At 72.0% G+C, this 20,684-nt stretch carries 19 protein-coding genes; 14 read left to right on the top strand and 5 right to left on the bottom strand.

Going from position 1 to position 20,684, the window contains the following annotated elements; all coding sequences use genetic code 11:
- The first annotated feature begins 215 nt into the window (after positions 1-215).
- The 3 genes from H563_RS0112110 to H563_RS0112120 are packed head-to-tail and all read left to right on the top strand — an operon-like array spanning position 216 to position 3,105.
- The gene (locus tag H563_RS0112110; RefSeq protein WP_022882869.1) at positions 216-1,397 is read left to right on the top strand and encodes an LLM class flavin-dependent oxidoreductase; all 1,182 of its coding nucleotides are present in this window, start codon (positions 216-218) and stop codon (positions 1,395-1,397) included.
- A 34-nt stretch (positions 1,398-1,431) separates the two neighbouring features.
- Positions 1,432-2,151, top strand: coding sequence for a CE1759 family FMN reductase (locus H563_RS0112115; RefSeq protein ID WP_022882870.1), 720 nt, complete (start codon positions 1,432-1,434; stop codon positions 2,149-2,151).
- A gap of 21 nt (positions 2,152-2,172) precedes the next feature.
- Positions 2,173-3,105, top strand: a complete 933-nt coding sequence (locus tag H563_RS0112120) for a nucleoside hydrolase (RefSeq protein ID WP_022882871.1) — start codon at positions 2,173-2,175, stop codon at positions 3,103-3,105.
- Between the two features lie 200 nt (positions 3,106-3,305).
- Here the strand turns inward: H563_RS0112120 and H563_RS0112125 are convergent, their stop codons facing one another.
- Together H563_RS0112125 and H563_RS0112130 are read right to left on the bottom strand one after the other, a co-directional pair.
- Positions 3,306-4,415 carry a 5-methyltetrahydropteroyltriglutamate--homocysteine S-methyltransferase gene (locus H563_RS0112125; protein WP_022882872.1) on the bottom strand — a complete coding sequence of 370 codons (1,110 nt, stop codon included), beginning with the start codon at positions 4,413-4,415 and terminating at the stop codon, positions 3,306-3,308.
- 78 nt (positions 4,416-4,493) lie between these two features.
- Positions 4,494-5,939 carry a sugar porter family MFS transporter gene (locus H563_RS0112130; RefSeq protein ID WP_245556850.1) on the bottom strand — a complete coding sequence of 482 codons (1,446 nt, stop codon included), beginning with the start codon at positions 5,937-5,939 and terminating at the stop codon, positions 4,494-4,496.
- A gap of 132 nt (positions 5,940-6,071) precedes the next feature.
- Between H563_RS0112130 and H563_RS0112135 the strand changes: the two genes are divergently transcribed.
- Both H563_RS0112135 and H563_RS0112140 read left to right on the top strand, forming a co-directional pair.
- The gene (locus H563_RS0112135) at positions 6,072-7,037 is read left to right on the top strand and encodes a LacI family DNA-binding transcriptional regulator (RefSeq protein ID WP_281169786.1); all 966 of its coding nucleotides are present in this window, start codon (positions 6,072-6,074) and stop codon (positions 7,035-7,037) included.
- A gap of 66 nt (positions 7,038-7,103) precedes the next feature.
- Positions 7,104-8,144 carry a class I mannose-6-phosphate isomerase gene (locus H563_RS0112140; protein WP_022882875.1) on the top strand — a complete coding sequence of 347 codons (1,041 nt, stop codon included), beginning with the start codon at positions 7,104-7,106 and terminating at the stop codon, positions 8,142-8,144.
- Between the two features lies 1 nt (position 8,145).
- Here H563_RS0112140 and H563_RS0112145 read toward each other — a convergent pair whose 3' ends face one another.
- A complete protein-coding gene (locus H563_RS0112145; protein WP_022882876.1) occupies positions 8,146-9,144 on the bottom strand; it encodes an NYN domain-containing protein in 999 nt (332 codons plus the stop codon).
- Between the two features lie 96 nt (positions 9,145-9,240).
- Between H563_RS0112145 and H563_RS0112150 the strand changes: the two genes are divergently transcribed.
- From H563_RS0112150 to H563_RS0112175, 6 genes are all read left to right on the top strand, one after another.
- The gene (locus tag H563_RS0112150; RefSeq protein WP_027479405.1) at positions 9,241-11,871 is read left to right on the top strand and encodes a helix-turn-helix transcriptional regulator; all 2,631 of its coding nucleotides are present in this window, start codon (positions 9,241-9,243) and stop codon (positions 11,869-11,871) included.
- Between the two features lie 141 nt (positions 11,872-12,012).
- Complete coding sequence (locus tag H563_RS0112155; protein ID WP_022882879.1) at positions 12,013-12,723, top strand: SipW-dependent-type signal peptide-containing protein; 711 nt, start codon at positions 12,013-12,015, stop codon at positions 12,721-12,723.
- A gap of 139 nt (positions 12,724-12,862) precedes the next feature.
- A complete protein-coding gene (locus H563_RS0112160; protein ID WP_027479406.1) occupies positions 12,863-13,528 on the top strand; it encodes a signal peptidase I in 666 nt (221 codons plus the stop codon).
- A gap of 51 nt (positions 13,529-13,579) precedes the next feature.
- A complete protein-coding gene (locus H563_RS0112165; RefSeq protein ID WP_022882881.1) occupies positions 13,580-14,959 on the top strand; it encodes an RCC1 domain-containing protein in 1,380 nt (459 codons plus the stop codon).
- A 356-nt stretch (positions 14,960-15,315) separates the two neighbouring features.
- Positions 15,316-15,711, top strand: a complete 396-nt coding sequence (locus H563_RS16505) for a hypothetical protein (RefSeq protein WP_022882882.1) — start codon at positions 15,316-15,318, stop codon at positions 15,709-15,711.
- Between the two features lie 24 nt (positions 15,712-15,735).
- Positions 15,736-17,454: a RecQ family ATP-dependent DNA helicase gene (locus tag H563_RS0112175; RefSeq protein WP_022882883.1), complete on the top strand. Its 1,719-nt coding sequence runs from the start codon at positions 15,736-15,738 to the stop codon at positions 17,452-17,454.
- Positions 17,455-17,473: 19 nt separating this feature from the next.
- Here the strand turns inward: H563_RS0112175 and H563_RS16510 are convergent, their stop codons facing one another.
- The gene (locus H563_RS16510; RefSeq protein ID WP_022882884.1) at positions 17,474-17,716 is read right to left on the bottom strand and encodes a hypothetical protein; all 243 of its coding nucleotides are present in this window, start codon (positions 17,714-17,716) and stop codon (positions 17,474-17,476) included.
- Entirely contained in the window at positions 17,716-18,096 is a 381-nt protein-coding gene (locus tag H563_RS16515) for a hypothetical protein (RefSeq protein WP_022882885.1), read from the bottom strand. The genes H563_RS16510 and H563_RS16515 overlap by 1 nt, the downstream gene beginning before the upstream one ends.
- Positions 18,097-18,182: 86 nt before the next feature.
- On the opposite strand from H563_RS16515, the gene H563_RS16520 reads away from it, so the two are divergent.
- Genes H563_RS16520 through H563_RS0112200 form a run of 3 tightly spaced genes read left to right on the top strand, consistent with a single transcriptional unit; the run spans position 18,183 to position 20,679 of the window.
- Positions 18,183-19,394, top strand: coding sequence for a type III polyketide synthase (locus tag H563_RS16520; RefSeq protein ID WP_022882886.1), 1,212 nt, complete (start codon positions 18,183-18,185; stop codon positions 19,392-19,394).
- On the top strand, positions 19,391-20,353 hold the full coding sequence (locus H563_RS16525) for a methyltransferase domain-containing protein (protein WP_022882887.1): 963 nt from the start codon (positions 19,391-19,393) through the stop codon (positions 20,351-20,353). The genes H563_RS16520 and H563_RS16525 overlap by 4 nt, the downstream gene beginning before the upstream one ends.
- The gene (locus tag H563_RS0112200) at positions 20,350-20,679 is read left to right on the top strand and encodes a hypothetical protein (protein ID WP_022882888.1); all 330 of its coding nucleotides are present in this window, start codon (positions 20,350-20,352) and stop codon (positions 20,677-20,679) included. Before H563_RS16525 ends, H563_RS0112200 begins: the two co-directional genes overlap by 4 nt.
- The last annotated feature ends 5 nt before the right edge of the window (positions 20,680-20,684 follow it).

Below are 20,684 nucleotides of genomic sequence, written 5' to 3' on the forward strand. Positions count from 1 at the left end.
CCGTTTGTCACAGCGTCGCTGGTCTCCATTCGCCCGCTTCGCGCGCGAGTCGACCGGCGACGTCCGTCGAGTCGGCCGGCGAAGTCGCCCGCTTCGCGCGCGAGTCGACCGGCGGGTCCGGGAATATCCGCACGCCCACCGCGTTACCGATCCATGCAAACGTATAGACTCGGGCGACCGCCCCCAGTGCGGCACGCAGCAGGAAAGGACCCACCGTGCAGTTCGGCATCTTCTCGGTCAGCGACATCACGCGCGACCCCACCACCGGCGTGACGCCCAGCGAGAGCGAGCGCATCGACGCCATCGTCAAGATCGCGCAGAAGACCGAAGAGGTCGGCATGGACGTCTTCGCCATCGGCGAGCACCACAACCCGCCGTTCTTCTCCTCCTCGCCCACGACGCTGCTGGCCTACATCGCCGCCACGACCGAGCGGCTGCTGCTGACCACGTCGACCACGCTGATCACCACCAACGACCCGGTGCGCATCGCCGAGGAGTACGCGATGCTGCAGCACCTGGCCAAGGGCCGCATGGACCTGATGCTCGGCCGCGGCAACACCGGCCCCGTCTACCCGTGGTTCGGGCAGGACATCCGCCAGTCGCTGCCGCTCGCGCTCGAGAACTACAACCTGCTGCACCGCCTCTGGCGCGAGGACGTCGTCGACTGGGAGGGCCACTTCCGCACCCCGCTGCAGGGCTTCACCTCGACGCCGCGCCCGCTCGACGACGTGCCGCCGTTCGTCTGGCACGGTTCGATCCGCACCCCCGAGATCGCCGAGCAGGCCGCCTACTACGGCGACGGATTCTTCGCCAACAACATCTTCTGGCCGAAGGAGCACTACCAGCGCCTGATCGCCTTCTACCGCCAGCGCTTCGAGCACTACGGCCACGGCTCGCAGAAGGAGGCGATCGTCGGCCTCGGCGGCCAGGCGTACATCGCCAAGAACTCGCAGGACGCCAAGCGCGAGTTCCGCCCCTACTTCAACGAGGCGCCGGTCTACGGCCACGGCCCGTCGATGGAGGACTTCACCGAGATGACGCCGCTCACCGTCGGCAGCCCGCAGGAGGTCATCGACCGCACCCTCGAGTTCCGCGAGTGGGCCGGCGACTACCAGCGCCAGTTGTTCCTGATGGACCACGCCGGCCTGCCGCTCGCGACCGTGCTGAAGCAGCTCGACCTGCTCGGCGAAGAGGTCATCCCCGTGCTGCGCAAGGAGACCGAGGCGCGCCGCGACCCCGAGACCGCCCCGGCGCCCACCCACGAGCGCCTCGTGAAGGCCAAGTACGGCGAGGCCGCCCCGCGCCAGGTGCGCCCGAACGCGAACCGCGGCGACAATGTCACCGGCACCTCCCCCTACCAGGACACCGAGCAGGAGCCCGCGTTCCCGGCGCTGTAAGACGCCGCGAGACGCCGCAAGAGGAGAACCAGACATGACGGATGCATCGCGCGAGCCCGCCTCGCCCGACCAGGGCTCGACCTACCGCCTGGTCGTCGTCAACGCCGGCATCAGCGACCCCTCGTCGACGAAGCTGCTCGCCGACCGCGTCGCGCAGCGCGTCGGTGCGGTCGCGGGCGAGCACGGCCACCGGGTGGCGGTGACCGTGCTCGACCTGCGCGAGCTGCTGCCCGAGATGTCGCAGGCCGTGTCCTCGCAGCTGTTCGGCCCGAAGTTCACCGCCGCCATCGAGGCGCTGCGCCAGGCCGACGGCATCGTGGCGAGCGCGCCCGTGTACAAGGCCGGCCCCTCGGGCCTGTTCGACACCTTCTTCCAGGTGCTCGACAACGACCTGCTGATCGGCAAGCCGGTCGTGCTCGCCGCGACCGCCGGCACCGCCCGGCACGCCCTCGTCGTCGACGAGCAGATGCGCTCGATGTTCGCCTTCCTGCGCACCCTGGTCGTGCCCACCTCGCTCTTCGCCTCGACCGAGGACTGGCAGGACCGCTCGCTCGGCAGCCGCATCGACCGCGCCGCGCTCGAGCTGGTGCTGCTGATGGAGAGCGGCTTCGAGAAGAAGCTGCGCGGCGACGGATGGTCGAGCTATCAGCACGAGTTCGGATCGGCCGGCGGCACCGAGCTCGGCATCGACCTCGGCAGCGACCTGATGAAGCTCGCCACCGGCGGCGCCCTGCCCCCGCGCAAGAAGGGCTGACCGCCCGGCGAGAATGGGGCGGTGGCCATTCCGCTCGTGATCGACACCGACACCGCCGCCGACGACTGCTTCGCCCTGCTGATCGGGCTGCTCGACCCCCGGGCGGACCTGAAGGCGGTGACGATCGTCGGCGGCAACGTCGGCTTCGACCAGCAGGTGCACAACGCGCTGCTGACCATCGGCCTGGCCGGCCGCCTCGACGAGGTGCCGGTGCACATCGGCGAGCGCGACCCGCTGCACCGCGACTGGGTGAGCGCCGAAGACGTGCACGGCGACGGAGTCGGGGGTCTGCGCCGCCCCGACGACGGCCGCGGCCCCGCCGCCGAGCACGCCGTCGAGGCGCTGGTGCGCCTCGCCCGGGAGCACGCGGGCCGGCTGCGGGTGGTGGCGATCGGCCCGCTCACGAACCTCGCCCGCGCCATCCGTCTCGACCCCGGCTTCGCCCGCAACGTGGCCGCGCTCTACGTGATGGGCGGCTCGGTGAACGGCCGCGGCAACATCACGCCGGCGGCGGAGTACAACATCTACGTCGACCCCGAGGCGGCGGCCGAGGTGTTCGCCGCCGGCTTCGCCGAGCTGGTCGTCGTGCCCTGGGATCCGACGACCATCCGCGACACCGTCGTCGACGCCGGACGCCTGGCGCAGATCGCCGCGCTCGACACCGAGCTGTCGCGCTTCTTCGTGCGCGCGAACCAGGCCACCTTCGACTTCGACTCGGCGGCCGGCATCGGCGGCTCCACGCACCCCGATTCCCTGACCACGCTGCTCGCGCTCGGCGAGCCGATCGTCACCGCCCAGGCCCGCTACCGGGTCGGCGTCGAGACCGCCGGCGAGCTGACGCGCGGCGCGACCGTCTTCGACTGGCGATCGGATGCCCCCAACGTCACCGCCGTCGAAGCGGTCGACGGCCCCGCCTTCTTCGCCTACCTGCTGCGCCTGCTCGCGAGCCGCTGAGCGCGGCTGCCCGGCGCAGTTCGGAGCCGCCCCGAGCTGCTCGGAGCCGTTCGGAAGCGACGTCTTTTGGCGAGCGTTCAGATACGGGAACATTTTCTACCTCGCGTAGAAAATGTTCCCGTATCTGAACGTTCCGGGTAGGTGTTCCTGGGACAGCGTGAAACGCGCGCCCACTACGACCGGCGCGGGCGTCGGTGCGCCTAGCCCCAGACCTCGGCGGCGACGCGCACCACCTCGCGCACCTTCGCCCACTGCTCGTCCTCGGTGAGCACGTTGCCGTCCTCGGTCGAGGCGAAGCCGCACTGCGTCGACAGGGCCAGCTGCCCGAGCGGGGCGAACTCCGCGGCCTCCTCGATGCGCCGCTTCACCTCGTCGGGGTCCTCCAGGGCCCCCGACTTCGAGGTGATGAGCCCCAGCACCACGGTCTTGTCGCCCTCGGGCAGGAAGCGCAGCGGCTCGAAACCGCCGGCCCGCGCCGAGTCGTACTCGAGGAAGTACCCGTCGTACTTCGTCACCGCGAGCAGCTGCTCGGCGACGGGCTCGTAGCCGCCCGAGGCGATCCACGTGGAGCGGAAGTTGCCGCGGCACACGTGCGTGGTCACCGTCAGGTCGGCGGGCTTGTCGGCCAGGGCGCCGTTGATGAGCGCCGCGTACCGTTCGGCGAGGCCGTCGATGCGGATGCCCCGGGCCGCCGCCTTCTCGAGCTCGTCGGCCGAGCACAGGTAGGCCCAGGCGGTGTCGTCGAACTGCAGGTAGCGGCATCCGTCGTCGTAGAACGCGCGCACGGCGTCGCGGTACGCGGCCGCGAGGTCGTCGAGCAGCTCGTCGCGGTCGGCGTACGCGCCCGTCTGGATCGCGTCCTCCTCGAGGCGGAAGTGCAGCACGGCGGGGGAGGGGATCGTCATCTTCGGCGTCACCCCCTCGCCCACGTGGTCGCGCAGGAACGCGAAATGGGCGAGCATCGGATGCTGCCGGGAGAAGCCGATGCGGTCGGTGATGCGCAGCACCTGCGGCCGGGTCTGCACCCCGGTGAACTGGATGCCGTGGTCGGAATCGACGACGTCGACCCCGTCGAGGCCGCCGAAGAAGTCGTAGTGCCACCAGGCGCGGCGCGCCTCGCCGTCGGTGGCGAGTCGCAGCCCGGCCTCGCGCTGCTTGGCGATCAGGTCGATGATCGCGTCGTCTTCGACGGCGCGCAGCCCGGCGTCGTCGAGGCGGCCGGCCTCGTGCTCGGCGCGAGCGTGCTTCACGGACTCGGGGCGCAGGAAGCTGCCGACGATGTCGGCGCGGAACGGCGGGTTGATGCTCATGCCCCCACGCTAGACGACGAGCGCCCTCGGCCCCGGTCGTGTCGCGAACCGGGGCGCGAGGGCGCTACGTGCGGGCGATCAGCGGTCGCCGCGCTCCAGGCTGAACTCGATTTCCTCGAGGCTGCGGCCTTTGGTCTCCGGGAGGATCTTGAACATGACAATGGCGCCAGCGATCGCGAACACCGCGAACGCCCAGAACAGCCCGGTGGCGCTCAGCGACGAGATGACGGTCAGCACGACGAGCGAGATGATCAGGTCGAGGCCCCAGTGGGTGACTGTGCCGAAGCTCTGCGCCTTGCCGCGCACCCGGTTGGGCAGCACTTCGCTATTGACGAGCCAGATCGCGATGCCGAGGCTGGCGGCGAACACGCCCTCGTAGACGATGAGGCCCGTCACCAGAAGGGCCCCGGTCGTGGTCGACTGCGGTACCAGGTAGAGCGCCCCGATGGCGGCGAGCGCGGCGGCGACGATGATCGTGCCGCCGATCAGCAGCCAGCGTCGGCCGAGCACGTCGACGAGCAGCAGCCCGAGAAGGGTGAACAGCAGGAACGCGCCCCCGATGCCGACCGAAGACAGGATCGCTGAAGAGTCGCCGAAGCCGGCCTGCTTCAGCATCGTCGGGGCGTAGTAGAGGATCGCGTTCACCCCGGCGAGCTGGTTGGTGGCCGCAACTACGACGCCGATGATGATGCCGCGCCGCACTCCGCGGGTAGTGAACAGGGAGCGGAGGCTGACCGCGCGCTCCTCGCCGAGAGCGTGCGTGATCTCGCCGAGCTCACTCTTGGCCTCCTCGGCTGTGCGGCGAATGCGGCCGAGCACGATGCGCGCGTCATCGACGCGATTGCGGGCTGCCAGCCAGCGGGGACTCTCGGGCAGGGGGATGAGGCCGACCAACATGATGGCGGCCGGCACGGCGGCCAACCCGATCATCCACCGCCATCCCTGGATCGGTGCGAAGGCGTAGCCGACGAGATAGGAGACGAAGATCCCGAGCGCGACGAACAGCTGGTTAAACGACACGAGGCGCCCGCGGATGCGAGCCGGAGCGATCTCGGCGATGTACATCGGCACGACGAGCGACGATGATCCGACCGACAGCCCGAGCAGGAAGCGCGAGACGTAGATCAGCGGCAGTGCGCCGATGAGCGAGCTGCCGAGCGCGGCCAGGAGGTAAACCCCCGCCACCACCAGCAGCGTGTTGCGCCGCCCCAGGCGGTCGACCACCGGCCCGCCGCCGATCACTCCGACGACCGCGCCTGCCAGCAGTACGGCGACGAACGCCTGCTGGCCGAACTCGCTGAGGTGGTATTCCGGCGTGACATAGAGCAACGCCGCGGAGACGATGCCCGTGTCGTAGCCGAAGAGGAGCCCGCCGAGGGCAGCCACGAAAGACGCCCAAATGACGATTCCGCCGCGGTAGGTGGAGACGGTGCGGGTAGCCGCGACCGCCGCTGAAGTCTGCGTTGACATCTCTTCTCCTGTACGCCGTTGTTGTGCAGGTACCCGCGCAAGGTCGCTCGGCACTGAGCCGACCGGTCCGGCCGATCCCGAGCGGTAACGTTACCACCAATCTTGCGCTTTTCACCCTCTGCGGGCCTCTAAGGTGGGAACGTCCGATGGCGGAACAGGAGGAGACCCGTGGTGAATCTCACCGACGTGGCGCGTCGCTCGGGCTTCTCCGTGATGACGGCCTCGCGTGTCATGTCGGGTCGGGGGCCCGTCTCGGCTGCTGCCCGCGAAGCCGTGCTCACCGCAGCGGCGGAACTCGGGTACGTGCCCAACGGCGTCGCTCGTGGTCTGCGATCGAGCCGCACTGGTGTTGTCGCGCTGATCATCTCCGACATCGAGAATCCGTTCTATGCGTCGATGGCGAAAGCGGCCGAGCAGGCGCTCGCGCAGCGGCAGCTGAGACTCACCATTTCGAGCAGCGGCGAGGACACGGAACGCGAGCTCGAACTGCTTCGGGCGGTTCACGCGATGCGAGCGGATGCGCTGCTCATCACCCCGACCACAGGCAACGGCCCGGTCCTGACGCAGCTGGCCGAAGGCGGGATGCCGATCGTGCAACTCGACCGTGTCGTGCCCGATTTGGAACTGCGCCGCGTATTGCTCGACAACGCGGGAGCCGCGCGGCAGGCCGTCACACACCTCGCCGACCATGGCCACCGCCGCATCGCACTGGTGAGCGGCCCGCAATCGATCACGACCGGCGCCGAGCGGGTCGCCGGCGCCCGCCGCGCCGCCGCGGAACGCGGACTGGAACTCGAGGTGTTCGAGGCGGCGTCCTACCTGCACGAGGGTTCGCGCGACGCCGTCGCTGCAGCGCTCGAGTGGGCCCCCACCGGGTTGGTCTCTGGCAATGGAATCGTGCTCGAGGCGTGCCTCGACGTTCTCGTGGAGCGAAGTGTGCGTGTACCGGATGCGTTGTCCCTCGTCGGCTTCGACGACCTGCCGTGGATGCGCTGGACCGCAGCGCCGATCACGACAGTGCGCCAGAGCGTGAGCAGTATGACGGCCGCCGCCGTGGAAATGTTGTTCGCCGATCCAGGGGACGGCGGCATCGAGCGGCGGTTCGCGGGGGAGCTCGTGGTGCGTGCATCCGTCGCTGACCACCGGGAGTGATCGGGGGCGGTGCCGGACTGGTATCGTCACCACCAGAAGCACCGCGAACCGTGCGAGGAGGCCGACGTGACGGTGAAAGACTCCGGGGGCCCGATCGACGGGCGCCATGTCGTCGAGTTGGCGCCGAATCAGCCGGGCGCGCGCCCGTACCGCGGCGGTGCCGGCATTGCGCGGTTCCGCGGCTGCGACCCGCTCGACGACCGGCGGCCCGAGGACTTTCTTGCCTCGACGACCGAGGTGTTCACGGGCGGCGGCGTGGGGCTGACCATTCTTCCCGACGGCCGATCGTTGCGGGATGTGCTCACCGCCGACCCCGAGACGTGGTTCGGCCCCGAGCACGTGCGCCACTACGGAACGGACCCGCGGCTGCTGGTGAAGTTGCTGCACACCGGCGAGCGGCTCTTCTCTCACTTCCACCCCGCTGCCGACTTCGCGCGCGAACGCTTCGGCACCCTCAGCGGAAAGACCGAAGCATGGGCGATCCTCGACGCGCCCGCTGACGGTTATGCATTGCTGGGGTTCCAAGAGCAGGTCGACGCGGCCCGGCTGCAGGGCTGGATTGCTGACCAGGCGGTCGATGACATGCTCGCCTCAATGCGTCGCGTTCCCCTGCGGTCCGGGGACACGCTGCTCGTGCCGGCCGGGCTCCCACACGCCATCGGGCCAGATATCACACTCGTAGAACTGCAGGAGCCCGTCGACCTGTCCATCCTGCTCGAGTACGCACCGTTCGGCCTCGACGAGCAGGCGGCCTGGCTCGGTCTCGGGCTGGACGCGGCGCTCGAAGGGATCGACCGGAGTGTGGTCGACGAGGCGACCGTGGCAGCGCTTCGCGGCTCGGAGCCTGCGGAAGGGGCTGGCGAGCTGCCGCTTTTCCCCGAGGCTGCCGAACGGTTCTTCCGCGGTCGCCGCGTGGCGGTGCGCGACGAGCTGCGGCTCGAGCCGGGCTACCGGGTGATCGTGGTCACCCGCGGCGAAGGCGAGATCGGCGGAACGCCGGTGCGTTCGGGTACCTGCCTGCTGGTTCCGTTCGGCGCCGGTGCGGTGCAGCTCTCAGGTGACCTCGACGCGCTCACCGCGCAGCCGCCAGTCGCGGCAGCACAGTAGCTCAGCGGCGCGCGCGGGAGGCGAGACGGATGAGCCGCACCTGCGGCGCGCTCTCGTCGAGCTCGGCCACCTGGGGCCTCGACTTCACGAAGTCGGAGAACGACCGGTACCCGAGCGCCTTCTCGCTGAAGGACGGGTCCATGCGCTTCATCTGCGTCTTCACCGCCGAGCTGTGCAGCCACTCGTCGTCGTCCTTCTCGTGGCCGATGCGCAGGGCGCGCTCGAGCAGGCGCGTGGCGTCCTCCTGCGGGTCGGATGCCTCGGGCTCCGGCTCCTCGTCCTGCTTCGGCTTGCGCGAGCGGCGGCGCGCCGGCGCCTTCTCGGGCTCCGCCTCGGGCGCTGCAGCCGGCTGCTCGGCCGGCGCCTGCGCGCCCTTCGCCCCCGCGCCCGCGTCGGCTCCGGGCGTCGTCGGCGCCGTCGTCGGCGCCTCGATGCCGGGCAGCGTGTCGTAGCTGTAGAACTCGTCGCAGGCGGCGGCCAGCGACTTCGCCGTCGCCCCCGAGACGCCGATGCCGATCACCGAGCGGCCGAGCCGCTTGCAGCGCTGCGCGAGCGGCACGTAGTCGGAGTCGCCGGCGACGATCACCACGTGGGTGAGGTCGGGCAGGCGGAACATGTCCTCCACGGCGTCGACCGCGAGCCGGATGTCGGCGCCGTTCTTCGCATACGCGGCGGCGGGGAACAGCTGCACGAGGTCGACCGCCCGGCCGACCAGCTGGCTGCGGTAGCCGGTGTTCACCGGCGCCGACCAGTCCGCGTACGCGCGGGTGAGCACGAGCGTGCCGTAGGAGGCGGCGAAGTCGATGATCGCCCCGACGTCGACGGTCGCGGCCTCGAGCTTGCGGGCCACCTCGGCGTAGGTGCCGCGCTCGCCGGGGCCGACGCCGCGGGCGCGATCCTTGCCGAACGCGCCGCGGCCGTGCACCTGGTCGTAGCGCGAGATCACGATGTTGTCGAAGTCGAGGTACACCGCGACGCGGGCGGGCGGGGTCTCAGGCATCCGTGCCCTCTTCGTCTCGGCTGAGCATGTGCCCAGCCTAGGGGGCGGCGGCCGGGGCGGCCGCGCGCGTGGCGGGCCGGGCGGTACTGTGAGCGCGTGGGCGAGACCTCACATGACGCACTCGGCACGGATGCGCTCGGCTTTCTGCGCTCCGGCGTCAGCGTGAGCCTGCGCGGACTGCCCGGCTCGGGGCGCAGCACCGCGCTGCGCGGCATCGCCGACACGCTCGAGGCATCCGGCTGGACCGTCGTGCGGGTGCGCGGCGTGGCGGCCTTCAGCGACCGTCCGCTCGAGGCGCTCGCCGTCGCCGACGTGCTGGCCGCGCCCGGGTCGCACCGGCGCACCCCGGTCTCCGCCGCGGTCGCGGGGCTGGAGCGGGCGCTCGAGGCGACCCGCGCAATCGTGGCGGTGGACGACTCCGACCTGCTCGACCCCGCCTCGATCGGGGCGCTGGCCACGGCGATCACCGCCCGCCGGGTGCCGCTGCTGTCATCGGCGTCGGCCGCACGCACCGCCCCCGAGCTGTCGCTGCCGGCGCTCGTGCACCCCGGGGTGCGGCTCGTCGTGCCGCCGCTCGGCTTCGACGCCTCCTACGAGATCGTGCAGTCCTTCTGCCGCGGCGGCACGGTCGCGACCGAGACCGTCGCGCGCATCCACTCCCGGGCCGGCGGCCTGCCGGGGCTCGTCATCGCCGTCGCCGACCTGGCCGTGCGCGAGGGGCGCCTCACCGCCCGCGACGGGGTGTGGACGGCCGGCTCGCAGCTGTGGTCGCCGCGGCTCGCCCGCGCCGTGGAGCCGTTCCTGCAGGGGCTCGGCGGCGACGCGCTCGACGGGCTGATCAAGCTCTCCCTGGTCGGCGCCGTCGATGTCGCCGTCGCGCAGCGCCTCGTCGGCTGGCCGGCGCTCGAAGAGCTCGACGAGCGGGGCGTGCTGACCTTCGTCGCCGGGCCGGACCGCACCATCGCGAGCGTCTACCCGCCGCTGCTCGCCGAGCACCTGCGCAACGAGCGGATGGGCGCGCGCCGCCTGCGCATCCTCGACGAGATCGACGACGCGCTCGGGCAGGCGGCGCCGGGCGCCTCCGCCGACTCGCTGCTGCCGGGGCTGCGGCAGGCGCGCTCGCCGATCTCCCTGGCGAGCGATCGGCGCGCTTTCGCCGGGCTCGGCGCGCGCACCGCCGCCGACGTGGAGAACCGCGAGGCCGCCGACGCCGCCCTGAACCGGCTCGTGCACGACAAGCTCGCCACCGAGACGCTCGCCCGCCGCGCGGAGTGGGAGCAGAACCGCGACGCCCGCTCGGCGCTCGCCTACGTCGTGCCGCTCATGGTGCGCGGCGCCGACGTCGAAGAGCTCGACCGGGTCTTCGCCGAGGCGCTGCCGCACGCCGACCAGCGCGACGCGGCGGCGCTGACGGCCTGGCGGGCCATGCTCTGGGCCTTCGGCGCGCTCGACCCCGCCCGTGCGCGGCGGCTGCTCGACGAGCAGCGCGCGGCCGCGGGGCCGTGGGCGGGCGTGTTCGACGCCGGCGACGCCTACCTCACCCTGATGCTCGAGCAGGCGCCCGCGCACCCGCTCGAGCCGCCCGGGCCCGACGTCGAGCCGGTCGCAGCCGACGCGCTGCGGCTCACCCGCGCGCAGCAGCTGATCGCCCTCGCGAGGCCCCGCGCGGCGCTCGCCGAGCTCGACGCGATCGAGCCGCAGGAGCACCAGCTGCGCGAGACGGTGGGCGCCTACCGGGCGCTGGCCCTGCTCACCGCCGGCGACCTCACCGGCGCGGCCGAGCTCGCCCGCCGCCACTACGACGACGGCGTCGCGCGGCTCGACCCGGCGCTGATGACCGCGCACGGCTACGTGCTGGCGCTCGTGCACCTGTTCCGCGGCGACGACGCCGCGCTGCGCGACCACATCGGCCCGCTGCTCTCCCTCGGCTACACGCCGCTGCGGCAGTTGCCGTTCCAGCTCGGCACCCTGGTCGGCGCCGCCCGCTTCGCGGCCCGGCTCGGCAGCGCGGCCACCGCTCGCTCCCTCGCCGAGCAGGCGCAGGCGCTCGGAGTCCCGATCGGCCCGTTCCCCGTGATGCTCGCCGCGCAGGCCCGCGCCCACGCCCAGCTCGCCTCGGGCGCCGACGCGGCGGCCGTGGCCGACGAGCTGTGGGCCGAGGCCGAGCGCGCGCACGAGAAGCGCTACCCGCTCACCGCTGCGGCCGCCGCCGTGCGCGCGCTCGAGCTGCGACCCGACCCGGCGCGTGCCGCGCTCGTGCGGGCCTGGGCGACGGATGCCGAGCCCGGCGGCCTCTCCGCCGTGCTGTCCGAGTACGCCGAAGCCCTCGCGCACCCCGACTCCGAGCAGCGCCTCGCCGCCGGCATCCGTCTGCTCGACCAGGGGTTCGCCGGCTTCGGCCTGCAGCTGCAGGTCTCGGCCGTGCGCGACCTCGCCTCCTCCGACCCGGAACGGGCGGCCGTCGAGGCGCGACGTATCCGCGACGTCGCCGCGCAGCTCGGCGGCGAGTACCCCGCCTACACCGCCGCGCTGTCGCCCGCCGACGAGCTGAGCGACCGCGAGCGCGAGGTCGCCGAGCTCGCCGCCGCCGGGCTCAGCAACGCGGCGATCGCGCAGCGCCTGCAACTCAGTGTGCGCACCGTCGAGAACCACCTGTACCGGGTGTTCCAGAAGCTCGACGTCGAGAACCGGCAGGAGCTCGCCGACGCCCTCGGCGCCCGCCGCTGACCCGCCTACCCATTTCGCCCCCGCGCACCACTCAGCGGGGCTACTCACCCGGGCCCGCCGCCTTCCCGCCCGCGGAGCATGGAACTGCGCCGCACGAGGCGCACTCCACACGGGGTCTCAACAGTGAGAAGGCAAAAGGAAATGACTGACAACACCGCCGGGAACGGCCCGGTCATCGTCACCACCTCCGACCGTCGTCGCCGCCTCGCGGCGATGATCGCGGTGGGCTCGCTCGCCACGGCGGGCATCGTGGGCGGCACCATGGCCGCCTTCACCGACTCGGAGTACGCGGGTCTGAACGAGTCCGGCGGCGGTTACGCGGCCGCCCTGTGGAACCTGCAGATCAGCGAGGACGGGGACTCCTGGGTGGACACCACCGCCCCGACGTCGGACGGCACGCAGGGCGCGGCCGACAACACGGCCGAGGACGTCCAGGCGCCGATCGACCTGACCATCGACGGGGCCGACAACCTCATCCCCGGCGACGCGACGACCTACGTGACGACCACGTTCCAGGTGCGCAACGAAGACACGAGCACGCAGGACGCGCAGCTGGTCAGCTTCAAGCTGCTGCAGGACCCGAACACCACCGCGAGCCCCACCGACGCGGATCTGCTCGACGCCCTGCGCTTCGACGTCAGCGACGGCACCACCACCGTCCAGGACCAGACCTACGCCGATCTGGCGTCGGGCGTCGCTCTCAGCTCGCCCACCCTCGACCCGGGCGCCGTCCAGACCTACACCGTGAGAGTGCTGCTGCCCGACCAGGGCTCCGCGACGGCGAACTCGGCCCTGCAGGGCATGCACGCCTACCTGGTCGCCCAGGTCAACGGCACCTCGGTCGCCGAGTAGCACCGGCCCGATAACCAGGCCCGGTAACACCACCTCTCGCGAGCGCCGCCGCCGACACCTTCAGCAAACGGGGCGGCGGCGCCGCGAGGCATCCGTATCACCCACCAACGCAAACAGGGGATCAACCATCATGCGCGCCATGCGTATCGCCCAAGACATCGTGCTGGGCATCATCGCCGTCCTCGGGGCGGCCTCCATCGTCTTCGTCGCCGTCGTGCTCGGGTTCGGGCTGCGGCCGGCCGAGGTCGTGTCCGGCTCCATGGAGCCCACGCTGCCGGTCGGCTCGATCGTGCTCACCGAGCAGGTGCCGGCCTCCGAGCTCAAGAAGGGCGACATCGTCCAGGTTCCGCGCGGCGACAACGGCACCGTCGTCACCCACCGCATCGCGTCGATCGAGAAGACGGATGCCGGCTACGAGGTGACCCTCAAGGGCGACGCCAACAAGATCGCCGACCCGGAGCCGTATCTGATCACCAGCGCGGGCCTGTACCGCGGCGTCATCCCGTACGCGGGCTACGGCACCGACTGGATCCGCGCCTACCCGGTGCAGGCCGGCGTGCTGCTGCTCGCCCTGCTCGTCTTCGCCTTCTGGGGCCGGTCGAACGTGAGCGTCGTGCTGCCGAACGGCGACGTCATCCGCGGGCTGAGCAAGCGCGAGGCAAAGAAGCTCGTCGCCGGGATGGGCGCCGCGGAGCCCGTGCCGGAGCCCGAGCCCGAGCCTGAGCGCGACCCCGCGCGCGAGCTGGGCCCCGGCGAGCCCGAGCCCGAGCCCACTAAGACTTCCGTCGGCCCCGCGGCGGCCTGATCCCCGTGCCCGGGGTCGACGGATCCACCTCCTGACGATCGGACGAGAGCCATGAAGTTCTCCGCACGCAGGCTGCGCAGCGCCGCCACGGCGGTCGCCGGCGCGGCCCTCGCGGCCGCCTTCGGGCTGGCCGCGGTCATGCCCACCACCACGGCCGCCTACACCGACGCCGAGTACGCGGGCGGCTTCGACTTCACCGTCGGCCAGGTGCCGCTGCCCGACATCGAGTTCACGAAGCTCGCCGCCGGCTACAACCACGCGCTCGCCCTGGCCGCGAACGGCTCGGTGTACGCCTGGGGCTACAACGGCTACGGCCAGCTCGGCACCGGCGACACCACCAACCGCACGACTCCGGTCAAGCTCACCGCGCTGTCGGGCAAGACCATCACCGACATCGCGGCCGGCGCCTACCAGTCGTACTTCCTCGACAGCACGGGCGCAGTCTGGGCGGTCGGGGACGGCTACTACGGCGCCCTCGGTCAGGGAAACACCAACACCAGCACCAGCATCGTGCAGGTATCCGTGCCCGAGACCGTGGCCTCGCTCTCCGCCTACCGCTACACGGCCGGCGCCATCACCACGGCCGGCAACGTGTACAGCTGGGGCAACGACGACTACGGCGTCGCCGGATTCGGCGACAGCTCCGACTACTCGCTCACGCCGACGCAGATCGCGGTCGCCAACGTCAAGCAGGTGGCCTACGGAATGTACGGCGGCATCGCGGTCACGAACGACGGCCAGGTCTACACCTGGGGCGACAACCAGTACGGCGAGCTCGGCGCCAACTTCAGCGGCGCCGGTGTCTCGACCGTGATCGACTCGCTCGGCACCGTCGTGAAGGCGTACGACAACGCGCCCGGGCACTTCGTGATCCAGCCCGGCGGCCTGCCGGTCGTCGGCAACCTCGACGCCGTGGACGACGTCAAGTCGGTCGGCATCGGATACACCACCGTGTCGCTCATCCTGAACGACGGCACCCTGTACACCTGGGGCTACGACGACTCGGCCGAGCTCGGCCAGGGCGACACCAGCTACGGCCAAGGCCCGAAGCGGCCGACCCAGATCGCCACCGGCATCACCGACGCCAAGAAGTACCTCGGCAACGCCTACAACAACTGGGGCGTGCTCACCGAGAGCGGAACGATCTACCTGTGGGGCTACGCCCAGTCCGCCGGAGGCAACGGCGACGGGCGCGCCGCCGGCACGATCCTCACCGCCCCGACGCTCTCCACCCAGCTGCCCGGCACCTACCGCGACGCCGTGAACGTGCAGAACGAGGGCGGCGACAACACCATCCTCGCCCTCAGCTCGGACGGCACGGAGGTCTACGCGGCCGGCTCCGGCGACTACGGCATCTTCGGCAACGGCACCACGGGCCCGGCCAACACCGGCGCCGGCATCGCCTGGACCAAGCCCGACCCGCTCGGCTAGTAGCAACGGATGCGGCATCCGTGCCCCCTCGCCCCGTCGAAGTCATCAACCGATCGCACCCCTTAGCGCACCTCCTGCCGAGTAGCCCTTCCCGGCGCATGCGGCCTTCCGTGATTCGTCACTTTTCGCTCGAGTGCCGCGTGCGCGGAGCCAAGAGTGACGACTCACTTCAGGGGCGCGCGGCGACTCGTCGATATGTGCGTCGCGGCAGGGCTGGAGGAGCATTTTGTGACGAATGGACGCCGGGGGACGGGTAGCGGCGGATGCGGCATCCGTGCCGCCTCGCCGCCCAGATCTCTATCGTTCGCCGAAGTCCTGTCCAGGTGCCGCCGAAGTGACGCCGTGAGCCTCGACGAATGGGCATCGACACTTTGATCGCATTCATCGTCGTCGCGTTCGTGGCGCTCGGCACCGCAGCGCTCGTGCTCATCTCCGGGCGGCGCACCCGCGCCAGGATCTCCGCGGAGGTGGAGAGCCTGCGCAGCGAGCTGAGCAGCCTCATCGCGCCCCTCGGCTCGGAGCTCAAGGGGAGCACGACCGGGCTGCGCTCGGCCCTTATCAAGGATCTCGCCGGAACACGAGCAGAACTGAAGGACGACCTGGCCGACGTCCGCGCGCAGCTGAAGGACGACTTCTCCGGCTCCCACGTCGAGCTCAGGGCGGAACTCGCCGACGCCCTCGCCGGGCTAAAGGAGGAACTCGCCCGCCTCGAGGAGCGCGTGGGGCTGCCGGGCGGCGCCCGGTACCGCTGACCTCCGCGGGGTACGGGAAGACGCATGACCCCGCGCCCCGCGTCTGCCGACACCACCCGCGACCCCGCCGACATCGCCCGCGAGGTGTTCGGCCTGCCCGACCTGCGCTCCGGGATCGCCGACGCGATCGACGCCGTGCTCGCCGGGCACGACACGCTCGCGGTGATGCCCACCGGGTACGGCAAGTCGACGGTGTACGGGGTCACCGGCATCGCGCGCGGCGGCGTGACGGTCGTGTTCTCGCCGCTGATCGCCCTCCAGACGGACCAGGTCGAGAAGCTGCGCGCAGCGCCGGGGCATCCGATCGCCGTCGCCGTGAACTCGCGCCGCGGCGGCACGCTCGCCGCCGCCCGCCGCGCCCTCGACGGCGCCGAGGCCGGGTTCCTGTTCCTCGCCCCCGAGCAGCTCGACAACGAGCGGGTCGTCGAGTGGCTGCGCGAGCTGCCGGTGCGGCTCGTCGCCGTCGACGAGGCCCACTGCGTGTCCACCTGGGGGCACGACTTCCGCCCCGACTACGCCGCGCTCGGCGAACGGCTGGAGGCGCTCGGCCGCCCGCAGCTCGTCGCGCTGACCGCGACGGGCTCCGCGCCCGTGCGGCAGGACATCGTCGAGGTGCTGCGGCTGCGCGAGCCCGTGCTGATCGCCCGCGGCTTCGACCGGCCGAACCTGCGGCTCGAGGTGGCACGGTTCGAAACCGACGACGAGAAGCGCGAGGCGGTCGCGCGCCGCGTGCGGGCGCTGCCGCAGCCCGGCATCGTGTACGTCTCGACCCGCGCCGAGACCACGCGCGGCGCCGAACGGATGACGGCGGCCGGGCTGCGCGCGGCCGCCTACCACGGCAGCCTGCGCTCGGCGGAGCGCGACGAGGTGCTGCGCGCCTTCCTCGACGGCGAGCTCGACGTCGTCGTCGCCACGAGCGCCTTCGGCATGGGCGTCGACAAGCCCGACGTGCGCTACGTGGTGCACGCCGACGTGCCCGACTCGCTGGACATCTACTACCATGAGGCCGGGCGCGCGGGCCGCGACGGCGAGCCGGCGCAGGCGATCCTGCACTACCGCCCCGAGGATTTCGCGCTCACCTCGTTCTTCAACGGCGGGCTGCCCGATGCCGACGAGCTGCACCGCGCCTACACCGCGATCGCCGCAGCCGGCGGCGGCGCAGGCACGGAGGCCGGCACCGACGGCGGGCTCGGCCGCCGCGAGCTGGCCGCCCGCCTCGGCCTCTCCACGCGCACGGTGAGCCGCCTCGTGAACCTGCTGGAGGACGCCGGAGCCGTCGCCACCTCCGGCCGCACCCTGCGCGCCGTGGGCGGCGAGCCCGACCAGGCGGTCGAGACGGCCCTCGAGGCTGCGCGCCGCCGCGAACGCGTGGCCGATTCGCGCATGGAGATGATGCGCGCCTACGCCGAGACGCTCGGATGCCGGCGGCAGGCGCTGCTCGGATACTTCGGCGAGGAGCTCGCCGAACCGTGCGGCAATTGCGACACCTGCGAATCGGGCAGCGCCTACGAGCAGCGCGACGACCGCGCCGCGCACGCCGCCGCGCACGAAAGCCGCGCCGACCAGGGTGGGCCGCCCGACGCCCCGTTCCCCGTCGACGCCCGCGTCGAGCACCGGCAGTGGGGCCCCGGCGTCGTGATGCGCGCCGAGCCCGACCGCGTCACGGTGTTCTTCGAGTCCGAGGGCTACAAGGTGCTCTCGCTCGACGCGGTCGAGGAGGAAGACCTGCTCACCCGGGCCTGACTCCGGGTGAGCAGGGGTCTCATCCCTCCTCGTCCGCCTCGATGTCGGACGGCATCACGTCGCCCGTGTCGTCCGGGCCGCCGGTGCCGGGCAGATTGGCGATCCGCGACGCCTCGATGTCGTCCGTGGCGGCCGAATCGTCGACGGGCTCGTCCTGCAGCTCCTGCGTCTCCCGCTCGCTGGCCGGGCTGTACTCGGTGTCCCTGTCGGTGAGCTCGTCGTCGGGCAGCCCGTGCGGCCGCTCGTCGCGGTCGTCGGACATCAGGCGTCCTCGCGGTTCGGGTTCTCCAGCTGGAAGAAGTTCGACTGCGAGCCGTCCGACTTCGTCTCCTGGTAGATGAAGTTCAGCCCGCGCTCGTCGAAGGTGCGGAACCAGTCGTCCCACTCGATGTGCTCCAGCCGGTCGGAGTCGTCGCCGAAGTCGAAGCGCAGCACCCCGGCCCGGTCCTCGTGCTCCGTGCCGGACACCGTCGCGGGCGTCGCGCCCCGCGCCTCCGCCCACTGCCGGATGACGTCGTGGTTCGTCGTCACGAGGCTGCGGCCGTCGCGCTCGGGCTTGTCGTCGGGCGAGCCGATCTCCTGCGAGTACTTCAGCGAGTCCGACGACTCGGGGCCGGTGTTGATGGTGGATCGCTCAGCCATCTGATCCTCCTGTCCTCTCGTTCGTGCCTGCCGGGTACCCGGTTCCGCCCGCGCCGATACCCGCCGGGTGGGTACAGGATGCAGATATGGCCGTCGTGCGCATCGCCTCGCTCGGCACCGCCGTCCCGGGCATCCGCCTCGACCAGGCCGCGGTGCGCGCCCTGCTGACCCGGCAGCCCGGCCTCAGCCGCCGCGCACAGCGCCTCGTCGGCGCCGCCGTCGACAACGCCGCGATCGCCACCCGCTACACGGCGATCGACGAATTCGCGGGGTTGGGGCAAGACGGCGTGACGGATGCGTCGGCCGTCCGCTCCCTGAGGAGGCCGCGCAGCGGCCGTCTCGAAGGGCGCCCGCCAATGTTCTTCGACTCCGCCACCGGCGAGCTGCTGCACCCGCCGACCGGCGCCCGCAACGCCGTCTTCACCCGCGAGGCCACTCCGCTGGCGCTCGCCGCGGCGACCGACGCGCTCGGGCGCAGCGGGTTCGAGGCATCCGATGTCACGCACGTGATCACCGTCTCGTGCACCGGATTCTTCGCGCCCGGCCCCGACTACGAGCTCGTGCGGCGGCTGGGGCTGCGGCCGGAGACGCGGCGGCTCAACATCGGGTTCATGGGCTGCTACGGGTACTTCCCGGCGCTGCGCGCCGCCGTGGACAGCTGCCTCGCCGACCCCGACGCGGTCGTGCTGATCGCGTGCGTCGAGCTGTGCACGCTGCACCTGCGCGTCACCGAGGACCCGGATGTGCTCGTCGCCGCCTCGGTCTTCGCCGACGGGGCCGGCGCCGCCGTCGTCACCGGCCGCCCCGGGCCCGGGCTGCGGGTCGATGCGCTGCACTCGGTGCTCGCCCCGGGCAGCGAGCACGAGATGACCTGGACTATCGGCGACCTCGGCTTCGAGATGACGCTGAGCTCGTACGTGCCGCGGGTGCTCGAGGCGCAGATCGGCGACGCGCTCGCGCCGCTGCGGCCGAGTGGCGCGTGGACCGACGTCGAGCATTGGGCGGTGCACCCGGGCGGCCGGGCGATCCTCGACCGGGTGCAGGAGGCGCTCGGGCTCTCGGACGCGCAGCTGGAGCCGTCGCGGGCGGTGCTGCGCGATTTCGGCAACATGTCGTCGGCGACCGTGCCGTTCATCCTCGAGCGGCTGCTCGCCGACGCCGCGCCGGGGGAGCGCGTCGCCGCGACCGCGTTCGGGCCGGGGCTCACGGTCGAGTCCGCGCTGTTCACGGCGGTGGGCGGCGGCTTCGAGACGCGCCCTGCGGGCGCTCCTCAGCCGACGGGTGAGGACGCCCCGTGAACCTGACCCACCGCGACACCGCGGCCGTCGAGCTGATGGACGGCCCGTGCGACGAGGCGCGCCTGTTCACCACCTACCGCCGCTTCGAGCTCGCGAACCGCGCGGTCAGCGGATGGCGCGGCCTGTACCGCTCCCGCATCCGCCCGCTGCTCTCCCCGCAGCGGCAGACCACGCTGCTCGACGTGGGCTTCGGCGGAGGGGACATCCCGCGCGCGCTCGCCGCCTGGGCCCGGCGCGACGGGCTGCGGCTCGACGTGACCGCGATCGACCCCGACGAGCGGGCGCTGCGCTTCGCCGCCGAGACCGACCGCGAGGGCATGGTGCGCTACCGACGGGCGTCGACGACCGAGCTCGTCGCCGCCGGCGAGCGGTACGACATCGTCGTCTCGAACCACGTGCTGCACCACTTGACGGATGCCTCCCGCGAGGCCCTCTTCGCCGACTCGGAGCGCCTCGCCCGCCGTCTCGCCCTGCACGACGACATCGAGCGCAGTCGGCTCGCCTACGGGTTGTACGCGGTCGGTGCGCTCGCGATCGCGCCCGGGTCGTTCGCCCGCACCGACGGGCTGATCTCGATCCGCCGCAGCTACACGGCGGGCGAGCTCGCCCGCGTCGTCCCGCCCGGCTGGAGCGTCGAGTCGCTCCCGCGCTGGCGCGTGCTCGCGTTCCGAGCCTTCGAGACGCCGCCTGCGGCGGCTCCTCAGGCGTCGACCTCCCGATCCCTGAGCGCCGTCCTGAGCTTGTCGAAGGGGAGGCCGCGGAGCGGCCGTCTCGAAGGGTGGTCCCTGAGGAGGCTGCGGAGCGGCCGTCTCGAAGGGTGGTCCCTGAGGAGGCTGCGTCGCGGCCGTCTCGAAGGGTGGTCCCTGAGGAGGCTGCGTCGCGGCCGTCTCGAAGGGTGGTCCCTGAGGAGGCCGCGTCGCGGCCGTCTCGAAGGGTCGGCCCCCGAGGAGCACCGGTGATCCCCGGCGCCGCGCTGCTCGCGGCATCCGTCAGCTACCTCGCCAGCGTGACCCTCGGCGTGCTCGTGGCGACCCGCCTCGTCGACTCGCGGGGCTTCCACTGGCTGCACCACACGCTGTACGTGCTCACCTTCGTGCTCGCGGCGACCGCGGTCGCCACACTGGGGTTCGCCGGGTACGGGCTCGCGGCCGGGCTGCTGGGGCCGGCGCTCATCCCGTTCGCGGCGATCCCGTTCCTGGGCACGCGCGGCGTGAGGCATCCGATCGCCGGAAGCCTGCCTGCGCCGTTCTACCTCGCCGCCGTGTTCGCCTTCGTGCTCAGATAGGGCCG

It is taken from the genome of Gryllotalpicola ginsengisoli DSM 22003 (genome assembly GCF_000419445.1).
In the GTDB taxonomy this organism is placed as follows: domain Bacteria; phylum Actinomycetota; class Actinomycetes; order Actinomycetales; family Microbacteriaceae; genus Gryllotalpicola; species Gryllotalpicola ginsengisoli.

Bases quoted from the DNA above. Each gene is read 5' to 3' on its own strand.
- H563_RS0112155 (WP_022882879.1), top strand. From the start codon at position 12,013: ATGACTGACAACACCGCCGGGAACGGCCCGGTCATCGTCACCACCTCC.
- H563_RS0112160 (WP_027479406.1), top strand. From the start codon at position 12,863: ATGCGTATCGCCCAAGACATCGTGCTGGGCATCATCGCCGTCCTCGGG.
- H563_RS16520 (WP_022882886.1), top strand. From the start codon at position 18,183: ATGGCCGTCGTGCGCATCGCCTCGCTCGGCACCGCCGTCCCGGGCATC.
- H563_RS0112125 (WP_022882872.1), bottom strand. From the start codon at position 4,415: ATGAGCATCAACCCGCCGTTCCGCGCCGACATCGTCGGCAGCTTCCTG.
- H563_RS0112145 (WP_022882876.1), bottom strand. From the start codon at position 9,144: ATGCCTGAGACCCCGCCCGCCCGCGTCGCGGTGTACCTCGACTTCGAC.
- H563_RS0112165 (WP_022882881.1), top strand. From the start codon at position 13,580: ATGAAGTTCTCCGCACGCAGGCTGCGCAGCGCCGCCACGGCGGTCGCC.
- H563_RS16505 (WP_022882882.1), top strand. From the start codon at position 15,316: ATGGGCATCGACACTTTGATCGCATTCATCGTCGTCGCGTTCGTGGCG.
- H563_RS0112115 (WP_022882870.1), top strand. From the start codon at position 1,432: ATGACGGATGCATCGCGCGAGCCCGCCTCGCCCGACCAGGGCTCGACC.
- H563_RS16515 (WP_022882885.1), bottom strand. From the start codon at position 18,096: ATGGCTGAGCGATCCACCATCAACACCGGCCCCGAGTCGTCGGACTCG.
- H563_RS16510 (WP_022882884.1), bottom strand. From the start codon at position 17,716: ATGTCCGACGACCGCGACGAGCGGCCGCACGGGCTGCCCGACGACGAG.
- H563_RS0112175 (WP_022882883.1), top strand. From the start codon at position 15,736: ATGACCCCGCGCCCCGCGTCTGCCGACACCACCCGCGACCCCGCCGAC.